This window comes from Aeromonas sp. 2MA4, from assembly GCF_029237305.1.
GTDB classification, from domain to species: domain Bacteria; phylum Pseudomonadota; class Gammaproteobacteria; order Enterobacterales; family Aeromonadaceae; genus Aeromonas; species Aeromonas salmonicida.
Map to the genome: position 1 here is coordinate 428,301 of NZ_JAACFY010000001.1, position 15,373 is coordinate 443,673.

Consider the following 15,373-nt stretch of genomic DNA (forward strand, 5'->3'; position numbering starts at 1 on the left):
CCGTGTCGCAACCCTGTGTTAGGGTGCCTTCTCTTTTCATCCAACCGTTTCATTGCCAAGGATCTTCATGTTTCGTCCCCTGCTCTCTGTCGCCCTGACTCTGTTGGTCAGCCTGCCCCTTCATGCCCAGACTTTTCGCACCGCCAAGCAGGATCTGGTCAAGCTCTATCAAACCCAGCCCACAGTCACCACCTTCTACTGCGGCTGCGACATTCGCCATCAGGGCAAAAAAATGAGCCCGGATCTGGCCAGCTGCGGTTATGAACCGCGCAAGCAGCCCAAACGAGCCGCCCGTATCGAGTGGGAACACGTGGTACCCGCCTGGGAATTTGGCCATCAACTGCAGTGCTGGCAGCAGGGTGGACGCAAAAACTGCAGCAAGAGCGAGGAGTTCAACAAGATGGAGGGAGACATGCACAACCTCTTCCCCGCCATCGGCGAGGTAAATGGCGATCGCGCCAACTACCGTTTCTCCGACTGGAACGGCACCCCGGATCAGTACGGCCAGTGCCAGATGCTGGTGGACTTCAAGGAGCGCCGGGTGCAACCACCCAAGGGGCTGGTACGAGGCCAGATCGCCCGCGCCTACCTCTATATGAGCCAGCAACACGGGCTGCGCCTCGCCGCACAACAACGTAAACTGTTCGAAGCCTGGGACAGGCAGTACCCGGCAGATAGCTGGGAGTGCGAGCGCAACCGCCGCATCGGCAAGCTGCAGGGCAATACCAATCCCTTCATTGAAAAGCAGTGCCAATAACCCCATTTGACTAAGGAGGGGGAGCACCCCCTCTCATCATGAACCCCTTCAACCTCTGTCGCGTGAGCCTTGCTCAACGCCTCGCAGTAGGATATTGAAGGGTTTCCAAGCAAGAGACTGACAATCAGCCATGCGCATTCCACGTATCTATGAAGCGGCCACCCTGCAAGTTGGCCAGACCCTCGCCCTGTCGGAAGACGGTGCCAACCACATCGGCCGGGTACTGCGCATGCAGCCGGGCCAGCAGCTCGAGCTGTTCAATGGCGACGGCAGTCAATATGCCGCCACCATCACCCTGGTCGGCAAGAAATCGGTTGAAGTGACCATCGACAGCTGCGAGCAGCGCTCGGTGGAATCCCCCTTCGCCATCCATCTGGGCCAGGTGATCAGCCGGGGTGACAAGATGGACTTCACCATCCAGAAATCCGTCGAGCTGGGTGTCACCTGCATCACGCCGCTCTTCTCCGAGCGCTGCGGCGTCAAGCTGCCCGCCGACAGGCTGGAGAAGAAACGCGAGCAGTGGCAGAAGGTGGTGATCAGCGCCTGCGAGCAGTGCGGCCGCAATGTGGTGCCCGAAGTTCGCATGCCGATGGAGCTCGATGCCTGGCTGGCGGAAGAGACCCAAGAGCTCAAGCTCAACCTGCACCCGCGCGCCCCCTACAGCATCAACACACTGCCGGTGCCGGAACACGGGGTGCGCCTGCTGATCGGTCCGGAAGGGGGCTTGTCGAGCGACGAGATCGCCCGTACCGTGCAGGAAGATTTCAAAGAGATGCTGCTGGGGCCGCGGGTGCTGCGCACCGAAACCGCCGCCCTGACCGCCATTACCGCGCTGCAGTGCCGCTTTGGCGATCTGGCCTGAAACAGGTTTTAAGAATCTCACTCGCAATCGAGCCACAAGAAGGAAACTCGGATGACCATTAAACTCGGCATAGTGATGGACCCGATTTCGGCCATCAATATCAAGAAAGATTCCAGCTTTGCCATGCTCGAAGAGGCGCAAAAGCGCGGCTATGAGCTCTTCTATCTGGAGATGTCGGATCTCTACATGGAAGCCGGTCGCGCCTTTGGCACCATGCGCCCGCTGACCGTCAAATATGACTATGCCGACTGGTTCAACCTGGGCGAGGTGATCGATCAGCCCCTCTCCACCCTGGATGTGATCCTGATGCGCAAGGATCCCCCCTTCGACACCGAATTTATCTACGCCACCTACATGCTGGAGCGGGCCGAGGATGAGGGCTGCCTCATCGTCAACAAGCCCCAGAGCCTGCGCGACGCCAACGAGAAGCTCTACACCGCCTGGTTTGCCGAACACACCCCGACCACGCTGGTGACCCGCCGCGCCGACAAGCTGCGTGCCTTCCACGCCAAACACAAAGACGTGATCTTGAAGCCCTTGGACGGCATGGGCGGCGCCTCCATCTTCCGTATGAAGGAAGATGACGCCAACGTCGGTGTCATCATCGAAACCCTGACTGAACATGGCAGCCAGTACTGCATGGCGCAGACCTATCTGCCCGCCATCAAGGATGGCGACAAGCGGGTGCTGGTGGTGGACGGTGAACCCGTACCCTACTGCCTGGCCCGCATTCCGGCGCAGGGGGAGACCCGTGGCAACCTGGCGGCCGGTGGCCGTGGCGAGGCGCGCCCCTTGAGCGAAGCGGACTGGGCCATCGCCCGCGCCGTCGGCCCGACCCTCAAAGAGAAGGGCCTCATCTTCGTCGGCCTCGACATCATTGGCGATAGGCTGACCGAGATTAACGTCACCAGCCCGACCTGCATCCGCGAGATCGAGGCCGCCTTTGACGTCTCCATCACCGGCATGCTGATGGATGCCATCGAGCGTCGGCTGGCGAAAGCCTGAATCGCGGCAATAACAGAAGAGGCGGCCCCGGGGCCGCCTCTTCTTTTTCATCCTGTTACCTCATTTATCCCGGCACCTTTTAACAGCGGAACTGCCCTACCTTCACCTTGAGATCGCTCGACAGCTGCTCCAGATCGTGACAACTCTGGTTCAACTCGGAAGCGGCCTTGGTCGACTCTGTCGCTATGTGGGCTATGTTGACCACGTTGCGGGTGATCTCCTCGGCTACCTTGCTCTGCTCCTCAGCCGCCGTGGCGATATGGGTGTTCATCTCGTTGATCACATTGACCGAACTCACTATCTCGCCGAGGGCCTGACCACAGGCCAGCACGGTCCGATTGGACTCCTCAACCTGACTCAGCCCCAGTTCCATGCTGGAGGCCGCCTCGCTGGCCCCCTGCTGCAACTTGACGATGGTCTTGCCGATCTCTTCGGTAGAGCGCTGGGTGCGCTGGGCCAGGGTGCGCACCTCATCGGCCACCACGGCAAAGCCGCGACCCTGATCGCCGGCCCGCGCCGCTTCGATGGCCGCATTGAGCGCCAGCAGGTTGGTCTGCTCGGCAATGCCACGAATGGCATCCATCACGCTGCTGATGTTGCGGCTGTCATCCGCCAGCTGGGTGATCATGGCGGCCGTGTTCTGGATCTGGGCGGAGAGGCCGGACATGCGCAAGATGGCATCTTCGACGATATGGTGGCCGTGACGGGCACTCTCGTGGGCATGGTGCGCCGCATCGGCAGCGCTGTTGGAACTGTTCGCCACCTCAGCCACTGTTGCACTCATCTGGTTCATGGCAGTCGCGGTCTGATCCGTTTCTGCCTGTTGCTCTGCGAAGCGCCCCCGGCTCTGCATGCCGATGTGGGCCAGATGGGCCGACGCTGTGGCAAGCTGCTCCGCCATGCCGTTGATCTGGGTGATGAGCTCACGAAAATGGCAGATCACCTCGTTGAGTGAATGAGCCAGCCCGCCCATCTCATCTTTGCGCAGCACGGGTACCAGCTTGCTCAAGTCGAGATCGGTCTGCATGCCGCGCAAGATCCCGCCCATGGCGACCAAAGGTTGACTGACGCTACGCCCTGCCCACACACCGAAGAACAGAATGCAGGCCCCCCCCACCACAAACATCAGGATAAAGAGCTGGAATAGTTGCTGCCGGAGATCATTGAGCTCGCCAATATTTTGCTCAGCCTCCTTGAGCTGGAACTCCACCAGCGCGCTCACACCGTCGCTCACCGGATCTATCACCCCGTAGAGGGGCATGATGCGGGCAGCCAGCAAATCCCGCGCCTCCCCCTGCATCTGATCCAGCACAGCCACCACGGCAGCAATCTGCTGATCGGCGGCACCAAACAAGGCCTGCACACTGGCGGCCTCCTGCTGTTCGGCCGAGCTCATCTCCCGACTCCGGTATTGCTGCCAGATCTGCGCTATCTCCCGCTGCGCCTGCTGCATGTCAGCCCTGGCTTTGGACGGTGCTATGCCCCCCACATTGGCCTTGTTGGCCGCATCGATCACCTTGACCGCGTAGAGATCGGCAATCTGCTTGAGCTCCTTGAGCTGTACCACCTCTCCCTGATACATGGCGTTCATTCCCGCCATCAACTGGGACATAGCCTGGGTTGCACCGACCAGCAAGGCCAACAGTGCCAACAGGGGCACAACGCAACCCAGGATCAACTTCTGTCTGATCGAAATACCTTCCATGGCTTTCTCTCCACTCGAAATATACTGATAGCCTAGACCCTGCTGGTAAAAAGCGGTTTTGCCCAACGAGGCGAGCTGCCATAATTGCTTCAAATACCTTTGCAATATTTGGCCCATATGCAAACACTGCAAAATCATTTTCTGCTCGCCATGCCGAGCCTCTCCGATCCCTATTTCGAACGTTCGCTGGTCTATCTGTGCGAGCACAATGAAGAGGGTGCCATGGGGTTGGTGGTCAATATCCCGGTGGACATGTCACTGGATGCCATGCTGACCCAGCTCAAACTCGCACCACCGCCCAGCCCGGAACTCAAACAGCCGGTGCTGCAAGGGGGGCCTGTGCATGCCGATCGCGGCTTCGTGCTGCACAGCTTCCGTCCCGGGTTCAACTCCACCCTGCAGGTGGGGGACGAACTCATGGTCACCACCTCCAAGGACATACTGGAAACCCTGGGCACCGAACAGGCACCGGATCACTGGTTGGTGGCGCTCGGCTACGCCGGCTGGAGTGCGGGTCAACTGGAACAGGAACTGGTGGACGGGGCCTGGCTGGTGATACCGCCCAACCCGGATCTGGTCTTCAAGACCCCCATTCATCAACGCTGGCAGCAAGCGGCAGCCAGCATAGGGGTCAATCCCATTCATCTATCCAGCGACATCGGCCATAGCTGATGCCGTTTGCCACGCATTTTGCGATGCGTTTTGAGGAAAGCATTCAATGTCATCACGCAGTATTATGGGTTTCGACTACGGCACCAAGAGCATAGGGGTCGCCATCGGCCAGGAGCTCACCGGCACGGCCCAGCCCCTGCGCGCCATCAAGGCCAACGACGGTGTGCCCAACTGGGACGACATCGAAAAACTGCTAAAGGAGTGGCAGCCAGACCTGCTGGTGGTGGGATTGCCGCTGAACATGGATGGCACAGAGCAGGAGATCACTGTGCGGGCTCGCAAATTCGGCAATCGCCTGCACGGCCGCTTCGGCAAGCAGGTGGAGTTCAAGGACGAGCGGCTCACCACCACGGATGCCCGCGCCCGCCTGTTTGAACGGGGTGGCTACAAGGCGCTCGATAAAGGCAGCGTGGACGGTGTCTCAGCACAGCTCATTCTGGAAGCCTGGATGGAAGAGCAGTACGGCTAAAGCAAATCCCTGCCCCCTGTTATCCCCCTCACGAGAGGGCCTCTCTCTGACCCTCTCGTCCTTGTCATACTGCCGTCATCTCTTCGTCATGTAGGCCCGTTAGCGTGGTGACACGCTTGCTCGGATTCCACCCATGGGGGTCATCATGAACAGAGAGAAGTTTGAAGGCTGGCTCATTCTTGCCGGAAGCCTGTTTTCCATTCTGATGCTCGGCGAACTGCTCTAACCCGCCAGATTGACGAACGAGCAGCCCGGTATCATTCTGCCGCCAGCGCCTCCAGAATGGCGTGAGCCGCCTTGACCCTGGCCTCGATGGGATAGTTTCGGTTGGCCAGCATGACGATGCCTATTCCCCTGGCGGGCACGAACGCCACGTAGGCGCCAAAGCCGCCGGTCGAGCCCGTCTTGTTATAGAGCCGCTGCTCGCCCATCGCTTTGGGCACCGCAAAGCGCGTGACCGGATTGGCCTGGAAGCTCACCGCCGGTGAGTTGCCCGCCAGCAATGTCTGCTCGGTCACCGGATAGGCGTAACTCTCCCAGCCCAGTCCCTGGGTCATTTCCCCCACAGAGTAGAAACCTGTGTGGGTCAGCGCGATCGCGCTTTTTACCGCGGCATCACCCTGATACCCCATGTTCGCCTCGACAAACTTCAGCAGATCCGCAGAGCCGGTCTTGATGCCATAGGCCTCGGCCGCCAGCACGCCCGGATTGACCCTGACGGGCTTGTCTTCCTTCGAGTAACCGTAGGCATAATTCGCCATGGCCGACTCCGGCACCTGGATATAGGTGTGATGCAAGCCCAGCTTGGGCAGCAGAGTCTGGCTCATCAATTGCTCAAATGGCTGGCCCAGACTATTCGTGGCCAGGTGACCAAACAGACCTATGCTGGGGTTGGAATACTGGCGATGGGTACCCGCCGGGTAGGCTGGCATCCACTGGCGATAGTAGGCACGCATCTTGTCGGTGGAATCCACCTCGTCGGGGAATTGCAACGGCAGACCGCCCGCACTGTAGGTGGCGAGTTCGGCCATGGTGATACCGTCGAAGGCGGAGCCTTTCAGCCAGGGCGCATGCTGGCTCGCCTTGTCCTCCAGCTGAAAACCACCCTTGACCGCGGCATAGGCGCCAATCATTGCCGTAAGAGTCTTGCTGACCGAACCAATCTCGAACAGGGTCTGCTCGCTGACGCGAGCTCCGCTCTCCCGATCCGCCACCCCGTAGTTGAAGTAGTGCGCCTTGCCTTCTTTGAGCACGGCGACCGCCATGCCCGGAACCCTGTGCTCCTTGAGCAAAGGCTGGATGGCGCCATCCACCACGGCCGTCAGGAGCTCGGCTTCTTTTGCATGGGATAAGGGAGAGAGCAGCAGGGTACTCAGTGCAAGCAGTGACACGGCAGTGTTTTGTTTCATTGGATGAGTCTCGTGATGGATAAGGGCGCCGGCATGGTGGCAGGCGCGGTCAAGGTGTGAGGTCAGCATAACCGGCCAGCATGTGTCCACTGTGCGCCTGGGTGAAGTCTGTGTGAAGTCGCCCCAAAACATGGCCCGTCTCAAGGGTTTATCCCTGCGTTGCCCGCCTTCTCCCGCCGCTGACGTATAAGCTGTAGGGGCGAAAGGAGACAAGGGAGGCACGGGTGAAGGGACAAGAGCACATAGCACGACTGCTGGCGGCACTGGAGCAGGTGATTTTGGGCAAGCCGCTGCAACTCAAGATAGCCCTGGTAACCCTGCTGGCCCGTGGTCACCTGCTGATCGAGGATCTGCCCGGCATGGGCAAGACCACCCTGGCCCACGGGCTGGCGCAGGTGCTGGGGCTCGACTGCAGGCGAGTGCAGTTTACCGCCGATCTGCTGCCGGCCGACCTGCTGGGGTTGCAGATCTTTGACCCCCACCAGCAGCAATTTCGCTTTCACCCCGGCCCCGTTTTTACCCAGGTGCTGCTGGCGGACGAGATCAACCGCGCCAGCCCCAAGGTGCAGAGCGCCCTGTTGGAGGCCATGGCCGAGGGCAAGGTGAGCATAGAGGGCCACACTCACCCGCTCCCCTCCCCCTTCTTCGTCATCGCTACCCAGAATCCGGCGGATCAGGCGGGCACCTATCCCTTGCCCGAGTCCCAGCTAGACCGCTTCGCCGTGCGCCTGTCGCTCGGCTTTCCACCACGGGAGGCCGAACGCCAGCTGCTGCGAAGCGGTAACCAGACCAGCCCCCTGACCCGGCAACTGGATGCTGCCGGGCTGGCCACCCTGCAGGCCGAAGGGGATGCCATCCATGTCTCCGATGCCGCCCTCGACTACCTGCTGGCACTGGTGCAGCAGAGCCGTTTCGATGCCGAGCTGCCCCAGCCCCTCTCCCCCAGAGCGGCCCAGACCCTGCTGGCGGTGAGCCGGGCCTGGGCGCTGGTGGCGGGGCGCCGTTTCGTCACTGTGGAAGATGTGCAGGCCGTCTTCCCCTATGTGGCAGAGCACAGGCTCAGGGGCAGCTTCGGCGTGCAGCGCGGCGAGGCCTGCCCCCTGAGTCAGCGCCTGCTGGCCAGGGTCGATCCGGACAATCCTTGATGAGGCGCCCCCTGCTGGGCTGGCGCCGGTTCAGGGAGCAGTGGCAGCAGCGCTGGCTGACCCACCGCATCCCCCCGGCCCGCCAGATGATCCTGGGGCCGCGCAGCCTGTTTATCCTGCCTACTCGCATGGGGCTGCTCTATCTGCTGGTGATGATCGCCATCTATCTGCTCGGTACCAACTACCAGAACAACCTGGTGCTGCTGGTATCTTATTGCCTCGGCAGCCTCTTCATGGCCGCCATGTGGCTTACCCATCGCAACCTGCTGGGGCTGGAACTGCTGGGAGGTTCGACCGTGCTGGGGGAGGCGGGCAGCCAGCTGCCCATGCGGGTGACGGTACAGAGCCCGCGCCCGGTGCAGGCGCTGCACTTCAGTCTCAACGAGGGGTCGCTCTGGCTGGCGCAGGCCGGCTCGGCTCCCCAGTGCCTGACCCTGGCAGTGCCGGGCCTGCGACGGGGCCGTATGCCACTGGGCCGTCTTCGGGTAGAGAGCCGCTACCCACTCGGTCTGTTTCGCTGCTGGTCGCTGCTGGATCTGCAGCTGGAGGCCTGGCTCTCCCCCAAGCCCCTGCATGGGCTGCTGCGAAGCGAGGATATGTCAGCTCAGCACGGCGCGCAGGGCCAGCAAGGCCCGGCCCCCCTCGGCGACTTTGACATGCTGCGGGCATACCAGAGCGGGGAGCCTTTCGGCCGGATCGCCTGGAAGCAGCTCGCCCAGGGGCGCGGCCTACTGGTCAAGCAGTTCCACGAGCCTAGGCAGGATGATACTCACCTCAGCCTGGCGCGGGTAACGGGCACGGACCTGGAGCAGCGGCTGGCGGTGCTAGCCTGGTGGTGTACCGATTACGGCAGGCGGGGCATTCCCTTCACCCTGACCTTGGCGGGGCAGACGCTCGGTCCTGACTCTGGTCCCACCTTTCTCCAGCGCTGCCTGCTGGCAATGGCCAGAGTAGACCACCCGCTGGCACAGGCAGACGAGGCCAGTCCGTATGCTGCTCGATAACCGGCGCCTGCTACCCCTCATCGCCTTGCAGCAACTGCTGCTGGTGCTGGCACTCTGGCCCCAGCTGCAGCTCTGGATCGTCGCCATCGGCGCCCTCACCCTGAGCATGCGGGCCATGATGCTGTGGCGGGGCTGGCGCACGCCGCCCGCTCGCGCACTGGCGCTGCTGGCCATCGCCGGGGCCCTGCTGCTGACCTGGCAGTGGCGGGCACTGGGCACCTTGCCGGCCCTCATCAACCTGCTCTGGCTCGGCTACAGCCTGAAGATCATAGAGGTGCGGCGGGAGCGGGATATAGAGCAGGTACTGCTGCTCGCCTTCTTTCTCATCGCACTAGCGCTGGTGCAGCGCCAGAGCATGGGCTGGACCCTGGCGATGGCGGGCGCCCTCTGGCTGGCGGTGACGGCGCTGGTGACCGCCGTGGCTCCCGAACAGAAACAGCCGTGGCTCAGCGCGGGGGGCTCGCTGCTGCTGGCCCTTCCCCTGCTGCTGACCCTGTTTCTGGTGCTCCCAAGGCTGCCGCCGCTCTGGCAGATGCCGACCACCAGCCGCGCCCTGTCGGGGCTCTCTGAAGAGGTGGCCCCCGGCGGCATCAGCGAGCTGGTCAACTCCTCCGAGCTGGCCTTTCGCGTCACCTTTGCCGATGGCCCGCCCCCCGCCAGCGAGCGCTATTTTCCGGTAATGCGCCAGGAACAGTTCGATGGCCGCCGCTGGCTGCTGAGTGCCGAGACTCGGCAATGGCAGCAATCCCAACCCATGCAAACAATACAAGTGCAAACCGGCGCAGGTCCCCTGCCCCCCGCCAGTTACGAGGTGATCGCCGAACCCCAGCGCCACCGCTGGACGCTGGCGCTCTCCCAGCCCAACGTCTTGCTCGGCCCTGTGCTGGTCAGCCCGCTGGCTACCCTGTATCGCCGCGATCGGGGGGATCAAAGGATCAGCTACCGGGTCACCACAGCACCGACGGTGCTGCCCGCCGACACCGCCACCCTGCGGCGCAACCTGCAACTGCCCGCCGCCGGCAACCCCAGGGCCCGCGCCCATGCCCGGGCGTTGAATGCCCGCCATCCCGTGCGAGCAGAGCTCGTCGCTGCCCTGCTCGACGGCTTTCGGCGCGAGCCCTTCTACTACACACTGCAGCCCCCCCTGCTGGGGCCTGACGGGGTGGATGACTTCCTGTTCAACAGCCGGCGTGGTTTTTGTGGTCACTACGCCATGGCAACTGCCTTCGTGCTGCGAGCAGCCGGGATCCCGGCGCGGCTAGTGACCGGTTATCTCGGCGGGGAATGGAATCCCCAGGGCCAGTATCTGGAGGTGCATCAGTTCGATGCCCATGCCTGGGTGGAGTACTTGGATGACAGTGGCAACTGGCAGCGACTGGACCCCACGGCGGCGGTGGCACCGCAGCGGGTCGAGGGCGGCATGACGGCAGCCTTGAGCGAAGAGTTCACCGCCGCCGATCCCCTCTCCCTGCAGCGCTATCGCCAGTGGGCCCTGCTCAACCAGCTGCGCTGGTGGGGAGCCGACCTCGACTATCAATGGACGCGGCGGGTGCTCAACTACGATGCGGCCCGGCTGTGGCAACAGGTGGGGTTGCGCTGGCCGGCCCTTGCCAGTCATACCCCCTGGTTGATCCTGACCTGCTTGCTGGGAGTCGCCACCCTGATAGGCACCCTGCTGCTGTGGCCGAGACGGGCTCTACCACACCTGAGGGTATGGCAACCCCTGCTCAGACGGGCTGCCCGCCAGGGGTGGCAACCCCACGCAGGGGAGAGTCTGGCCAGCTGGTGCGAGCGGCTCATCACCCTTGACCCCGAGCTGGCGCGGCCACTGCAGCGCTGCGCCTGGCTCTATCGGCGCTGGCGCTATGCCCCTCTTTCCGAACAGCGGCAGCAACAAACCTTGCGACAACTGCAACGACGGCTGCGCCAAACCTGCCAGCGATGGGACAAGCGCCGGTAGTGACAATCCAGTCAGCATGGAATATCGACAAGGATCCATCAAAACAGAAGGGGAGCCAATGGCTCCCCTTCTTCATCATCCCATGTTGACCAACGCAGGGTTTAAAGCTGCTTGCCGTGCTGGGCCGGGTTGTCCCAGATCCCTTCTTCCAGCTGGCTGCGGATCTCGGGGTACTTGTTGGCATCGAAGGTGGGCAGTTTGCCCAGCTTGAGCTGATCGTTGTAATCCTTGGCCAGCTTGATGGCCACGCCGGAGAGCAGCAGGATAGCCACCAGGTTGACGATGGCCATCAATCCCATGGAAACATCCGCCATGGCCCATACGGTCGGCAGTTCACCCACTGAACCGAACATCACCATCCCCAGCACGAACATCCGGAACAGCATCAGGCCGCCCTTGTGGTTGTGCTCCAGGAACACCAGATTGGTCTCGGCGTAGGAGTAGTTCGCCACTATGGAGGTAAAGGCGAAGAAGAAGATGGCTGCCGCGATAAAGATGTTGCCGCTACTGCCAATCTGGGAGGAGAGCGCACGCTGGGTCAGCTCGACACCGGTTATACCCGAGCCGGGTTCGAACTGACCTGACATCAGTATGATGGCGGCAGTACAGGTACAGATGACGATGGTGTCCATGAAGACCCCCAGCATCTGTACATACCCTTGCGAGGCCGGGTGCGGCGGATAGGGCGTCGCAGTCGCGGCGGCGTTCGGGGCTGAGCCCATACCGGCTTCGTTGGAGAAGAGACCACGCTTGATGCCGTTGATCATCGCCTGGGAGATGGCATAACCCATGGCACCGGAACCCACCTGCTCGATACCCAGAGCAGACTTGATGATCAGGGAGAACACACCGGGCAATTCGCTGATATTCATTGCCACTATGAACAATGCCAGCAGTATGTAGGCCAGTGCCATGAAGGGCACCACCAGTTCGGCGAAGCGGGCTATGCCTCGAATGCCGCCAAAAATGATGAGGCCGGAGAGCACCACCAGCGTCAAACCGCTGACCCAGTCAGGAATGCCGAACGCTACCTTCATCGCCAGACTGATGGAGTTGGCCTGCACCGCATTGAACACCAGACCGAACGCCAGGATCAGACAGAGGGAAAACAGCACCCCCATCCAGCGCATGCCGAGACCGCGCTCCATGTAGTAAGCAGGGCCACCACGATAGTTGCCATCTTCATCCTTCACCTTGTACAGCTGGGCCAGGGTGCTCTCTACGAACGCCGTCGCCATGCCAATGAAGGCGATCAGCCACATCCAGAAAATGGCGCCCGGGCCACCCAGATAGATGGCAACGGCCACACCGGCCAGGTTGCCGGTGCCCACACGAGCGGCAAGGCTGGTACAGAGTGCCTGGAAGGAGGAGATGCCGGCCTTGTCTGATTTGCGGCTATTGCGCAAGACGGAGAACATGTGGCCGAAGTGGCGAACCTGAATAAAACCCAGGCGGAAGGTAAAGAAGATGCCGACCCCTATCAGCAGGTAGATGAGCACAGCTCCCCACATCAGGTCGTTTAGCATTGCGATCAAGGTGTCCATATTTCTCTCGTTGTTATCACATCCATGGCCAGTCTGCGCTGACCCCTTTCTGTCTATTTCTGAATTAGCGTTTCACTAAAGGGGCGGAATCTAGCATAGCGAGGGAGTTCAGAATAGTGATCCCGATCACTACAGAAACAAAAAACGAGCGTTTCAACGCAATAAAGCTTCATTTAACACGCAAAGTTTCAACAAAACTGAGAGTCAAATTTATCAGGCGACAAATTAGACCCAAAAGAGCATATTTTGGCAATTATCCACATAGAGGTAGCCGCGCTCGCCAGGAGGCAAACTATTGCGCAAGCGTTTACCTGAAATGGCTTTCAAAATGGGGCGACTTCGCCAAACGTTTTACACGTAATAAAATTTCAAGTAGCTAACCACACAATTTATGTGATCGACTACACAAAACCGATAATCAACCAAAAAAGTTGTTTTTATCAGAGGATAAAACCGCTCACGAAAAATGGATAAAAGTCGTTTTTAATCAACTACTTTCACCCACAACTTCCCACCGCCGGCGACCATTGGATGATAAGCATACAAGCCACCCTATTGCAGGATGAGCCACATCCGTATTAATTAGGCAGGCAGTGGCGATGGGCCTCCCCCATCGTGCTTTTCTGAGCCTGAGTCGCCGTGATTTTGTAATTTTATTTCAGAACTGTCGTCTCACGCCCGCCACCCCAGAGCCTGCGCCCTCACCAAGAGAATGCGCCCTCATAAAGAGATGATATTTGCCATGGCCGATAAATTAACCCAGCTGAAAGCCCTGACCACAGTTGTCGCCGATACCGGTGATATCGAAGCCATCAAGCGCTACCAGCCCATCGATGCCACCACCAACCCGTCCCTGGTGTTGAAGGCATCCGAGATCCCCGAATATGCGGCACTGATCGAAGACGCCATCAGCTGGGCCAAATCCCAGAGCCAGGACAAGGCACAGCAAATCATCGACGCGGGCGACAAGCTGGCGGTCAACATAGGTCTGGAAGTGCTGAAAATCGTTCCGGGTCGCATCTCCACCGAGGTGGATGCCCGTCTCTCCTTCGACACCGAAGCCAGCATCGCCAAGGCCCGCAAGCTGATCCGTCTCTATAACGAAGCGGGCATCGCCAACGATCGCATCCTGATCAAGCTGGCCTCCACCTGGGAAGGCATTCGTGCCGCCGAGGTACTGGAGAAAGAGGGGATCCAGTGCAACCTGACCCTGCTGTTCTCCTTCGCTCAGGCCCGCGCCTGCGCCGAAGCCGGTGCTTTCCTGATCTCCCCGTTCGTGGGTCGCATCCTCGACTGGTACAAGGCCAAGCACAACCGTGACTACACCGCTAGCGAAGATCCGGGTGTGGTCTCCGTCACCGCCATCTATGACTACTACAAGCAGCACGACTACCCGACAGTGGTCATGGGCGCGAGCTTCCGCAACACAGGCGAAATCCTGGAGCTGGCCGGTTGTGACCGTCTGACCATAGGCCCTGCCCTGCTGGAAGAGCTGAGCAAAACCGAAGGCGCCGTGGTGCGCAAGCTGAACTACACCGGCGAGCGCAAGGCAAAACCGACTCCGATGTCCGAGGCCGAATTCCGCTGGGAGCTGAACCAGGACGCCATGGCTCACGAGAAGCTGGGTGAAGGCATCCGCATGTTTGCCATCGATCAGGGCAAGCTGGAAACCATGCTGGCCAGCCGCCTCTGATAAGGCGTCAGGACCAGACAGAAACCGGGCTCCCGCGAGGGAGCCCGGTTTTTTTATGAGCGCTTGATCCCTTGTCATGAGTTCGTCACGAAAACGTTTTATTTTCAATGGCGTTATGTTATACGGGTGATGAAAACGAGAATAACCAAGGAGGGAGCCATGGAAATGTTCAACTTCGATTATGACGATGTAGTTGAGCTCGGTTCGCGTAGCCGCGGGACAACGGGAAAAAAACGTAAATGGCGTGAGATTGAGGCGTTGAAAGATAAACATCGCCTGCAGAAGGAGCTGCAATCCATCGACATCGCTTATGAAGGTCTCTCAGACGAGATCGAACTGTAAAAACAAGGCCCCGGTTGAACCGGGGCCTTGTTTTTGAGTACCTTGCCCTCAGGACGAGGGAGGCAGCGAGAGCCGTTGGGCCAACTCCTGAAAGTGCTGGCTGATCTCGGCACCAAACAGGGGATCCCCGATAGCGCGATTCTGCCAGAGCTGCTCCAGGTGACGCCAGTCATCCTCGGTCAGTGAATCACGCAGATGAGGGAAGATGACCGCCTCTTCATAGTTCATGTGCGCCTCTTGCAGCGCCACAAACTGCTCCAGCCTGGCGGTGAACTGATCCAGCGGAATGACCGAATCCATCAGTATCATCTCCACCATCTCCTTGAGCTCGGCACCGGCACCCAACAATCTGGCGTGCTCCTCCTGCAGCCTGTTGGCCACCTCCCCTTCCACCACCCGGTATTTCAGGTAGTAGTCGTAGATCATGTCCTCTTTCGGATGGTGGTACTTGTCAGATACCTCCCGCAAGTAGTCCACCGCGTCCCGGATCAGGAAGTAGCTGACTGGCTGTTCATTGCGAATGGCGGCGAGCTTGTGTTTAAGCAGCTCCAGCAACCTGGCGATATTGAGATGGTCCTTGTGCAGACTGGATAACATAAGCACTCCTTGCGCTGAGATAGAAAGATACTTATTGAAGTATACGGTCATTTATCGCGCTAACTTTGCACTCAATCAAGTCAACAGCAGAGAAGGCAACAAGCAAGCAAGGCCTCAGACCTCCCATTTACGCTCGTCAAGACCCGCCAATTCGGCTCCTCAGCCCATATGCAGACAGCAAGCCGCCCTCACCAATATCCGTTCATGAC

At 60.2% G+C, this 15,373-nt stretch carries 14 protein-coding genes; 10 read left to right on the forward strand and 4 right to left on the reverse strand.

Annotation, left to right across the window (positions count from 1 at the left end; genetic code table 11):
* The first annotated feature begins 67 nt into the window (after positions 1–67).
* The 3 genes from GWQ31_RS01960 to gshB all read left to right on the forward strand — a co-directional run bounded on the left by GWQ31_RS01960 (position 68) and on the right by gshB (position 2,624).
* Positions 68–757, forward strand: coding sequence for an endonuclease (locus GWQ31_RS01960; RefSeq protein WP_271774421.1), 690 nt, complete (start codon positions 68–70; stop codon positions 755–757).
* Between the two features lie 130 nt (positions 758–887).
* A complete protein-coding gene (rsmE, locus tag GWQ31_RS01965) occupies positions 888–1,619 on the forward strand; it encodes a 16S rRNA (uracil(1498)-N(3))-methyltransferase (protein ID WP_271774420.1) in 732 nt (243 codons plus the stop codon).
* 51 nt (positions 1,620–1,670) lie between these two features.
* Entirely contained in the window at positions 1,671–2,624 is a 954-nt protein-coding gene (gene gshB / locus GWQ31_RS01970; RefSeq protein ID WP_021140068.1) for a glutathione synthase, read from the forward strand.
* 79 nt (positions 2,625–2,703) lie between these two features.
* Here gshB and GWQ31_RS01975 read toward each other — a convergent pair whose 3' ends face one another.
* On the reverse strand, positions 2,704–4,329 hold the full coding sequence (locus tag GWQ31_RS01975; protein ID WP_275908509.1) for a methyl-accepting chemotaxis protein: 1,626 nt from the start codon (positions 4,327–4,329) through the stop codon (positions 2,704–2,706).
* Between the two features lie 117 nt (positions 4,330–4,446).
* Between GWQ31_RS01975 and GWQ31_RS01980 the strand changes: the two genes are divergently transcribed.
* Positions 4,447–5,001: a YqgE/AlgH family protein gene (locus tag GWQ31_RS01980; RefSeq protein ID WP_005316953.1), complete on the forward strand. Its 555-nt coding sequence runs from the start codon at positions 4,447–4,449 to the stop codon at positions 4,999–5,001.
* Positions 5,002–5,047: 46 nt separating this feature from the next.
* The gene (gene ruvX / locus GWQ31_RS01985) at positions 5,048–5,470 is read left to right on the forward strand and encodes a Holliday junction resolvase RuvX (protein ID WP_005316956.1); all 423 of its coding nucleotides are present in this window, start codon (positions 5,048–5,050) and stop codon (positions 5,468–5,470) included.
* Positions 5,471–5,727: 257 nt separating this feature from the next.
* Here ruvX and ampC read toward each other — a convergent pair whose 3' ends face one another.
* Positions 5,728–6,879: an FOX/MOX family class C beta-lactamase gene (gene ampC, locus GWQ31_RS01990; RefSeq protein WP_275908510.1), complete on the reverse strand. Its 1,152-nt coding sequence runs from the start codon at positions 6,877–6,879 to the stop codon at positions 5,728–5,730.
* A 224-nt stretch (positions 6,880–7,103) separates the two neighbouring features.
* Between ampC and GWQ31_RS01995 the strand changes: the two genes are divergently transcribed.
* The 3 genes from GWQ31_RS01995 to GWQ31_RS02005 are packed head-to-tail and all read left to right on the forward strand — an operon-like array spanning position 7,104 to position 10,988.
* Positions 7,104–8,024: an AAA family ATPase gene (locus tag GWQ31_RS01995; protein ID WP_275908511.1), complete on the forward strand. Its 921-nt coding sequence runs from the start codon at positions 7,104–7,106 to the stop codon at positions 8,022–8,024.
* Positions 8,024–9,028: a DUF58 domain-containing protein gene (locus GWQ31_RS02000; protein WP_275908512.1), complete on the forward strand. Its 1,005-nt coding sequence runs from the start codon at positions 8,024–8,026 to the stop codon at positions 9,026–9,028. Before GWQ31_RS01995 ends, GWQ31_RS02000 begins: the two co-directional genes overlap by 1 nt.
* On the forward strand, positions 9,015–10,988 hold the full coding sequence (locus GWQ31_RS02005; RefSeq protein WP_275908513.1) for a DUF3488 and transglutaminase-like domain-containing protein: 1,974 nt from the start codon (positions 9,015–9,017) through the stop codon (positions 10,986–10,988). The genes GWQ31_RS02000 and GWQ31_RS02005 overlap by 14 nt, the downstream gene beginning before the upstream one ends.
* Before the next feature lie 101 nt (positions 10,989–11,089).
* Here GWQ31_RS02005 and GWQ31_RS02010 read toward each other — a convergent pair whose 3' ends face one another.
* Entirely contained in the window at positions 11,090–12,532 is a 1,443-nt protein-coding gene (locus tag GWQ31_RS02010) for a sodium:alanine symporter family protein (RefSeq protein ID WP_021140062.1), read from the reverse strand.
* A 742-nt stretch (positions 12,533–13,274) separates the two neighbouring features.
* Here GWQ31_RS02010 and tal point away from each other — a divergent pair.
* Positions 13,275–14,225: a transaldolase gene (tal, locus tag GWQ31_RS02015; protein WP_159166915.1), complete on the forward strand. Its 951-nt coding sequence runs from the start codon at positions 13,275–13,277 to the stop codon at positions 14,223–14,225.
* Between the two features lie 159 nt (positions 14,226–14,384).
* Positions 14,385–14,567, forward strand: coding sequence for a DUF3545 family protein (locus GWQ31_RS02020; RefSeq protein WP_005316976.1), 183 nt, complete (start codon positions 14,385–14,387; stop codon positions 14,565–14,567).
* A 48-nt stretch (positions 14,568–14,615) separates the two neighbouring features.
* Here the strand turns inward: GWQ31_RS02020 and GWQ31_RS02025 are convergent, their stop codons facing one another.
* Positions 14,616–15,164, reverse strand: a complete 549-nt coding sequence (locus GWQ31_RS02025) for a hemerythrin domain-containing protein (RefSeq protein ID WP_021140060.1) — start codon at positions 15,162–15,164, stop codon at positions 14,616–14,618.
* Positions 15,165–15,373 lie beyond the last annotated feature (209 nt).

Bases quoted from the DNA above. Each gene is read 5' to 3' on its own strand.
- GWQ31_RS01960 (WP_271774421.1), top strand. From the start codon at position 68: ATGTTTCGTCCCCTGCTCTCTGTCGCCCTGACTCTGTTGGTCAGCCTG.
- rsmE (WP_271774420.1), top strand. From the start codon at position 888: ATGCGCATTCCACGTATCTATGAAGCGGCCACCCTGCAAGTTGGCCAG.
- gshB (WP_021140068.1), top strand. From the start codon at position 1,671: ATGACCATTAAACTCGGCATAGTGATGGACCCGATTTCGGCCATCAAT.
- GWQ31_RS01975 (WP_275908509.1), bottom strand. From the start codon at position 4,329: ATGGAAGGTATTTCGATCAGACAGAAGTTGATCCTGGGTTGCGTTGTG.
- GWQ31_RS01980 (WP_005316953.1), top strand. From the start codon at position 4,447: ATGCAAACACTGCAAAATCATTTTCTGCTCGCCATGCCGAGCCTCTCC.
- ruvX (WP_005316956.1), top strand. From the start codon at position 5,048: ATGTCATCACGCAGTATTATGGGTTTCGACTACGGCACCAAGAGCATA.
- ampC (WP_275908510.1), bottom strand. From the start codon at position 6,879: ATGAAACAAAACACTGCCGTGTCACTGCTTGCACTGAGTACCCTGCTG.
- GWQ31_RS02000 (WP_275908512.1), top strand. From the start codon at position 8,024: ATGAGGCGCCCCCTGCTGGGCTGGCGCCGGTTCAGGGAGCAGTGGCAG.
- GWQ31_RS02005 (WP_275908513.1), top strand. From the start codon at position 9,015: ATGCTGCTCGATAACCGGCGCCTGCTACCCCTCATCGCCTTGCAGCAA.
- GWQ31_RS02010 (WP_021140062.1), bottom strand. From the start codon at position 12,532: ATGGACACCTTGATCGCAATGCTAAACGACCTGATGTGGGGAGCTGTG.
- tal (WP_159166915.1), top strand. From the start codon at position 13,275: ATGGCCGATAAATTAACCCAGCTGAAAGCCCTGACCACAGTTGTCGCC.
- GWQ31_RS02020 (WP_005316976.1), top strand. From the start codon at position 14,385: ATGGAAATGTTCAACTTCGATTATGACGATGTAGTTGAGCTCGGTTCG.
- GWQ31_RS02025 (WP_021140060.1), bottom strand. From the start codon at position 15,164: ATGTTATCCAGTCTGCACAAGGACCATCTCAATATCGCCAGGTTGCTG.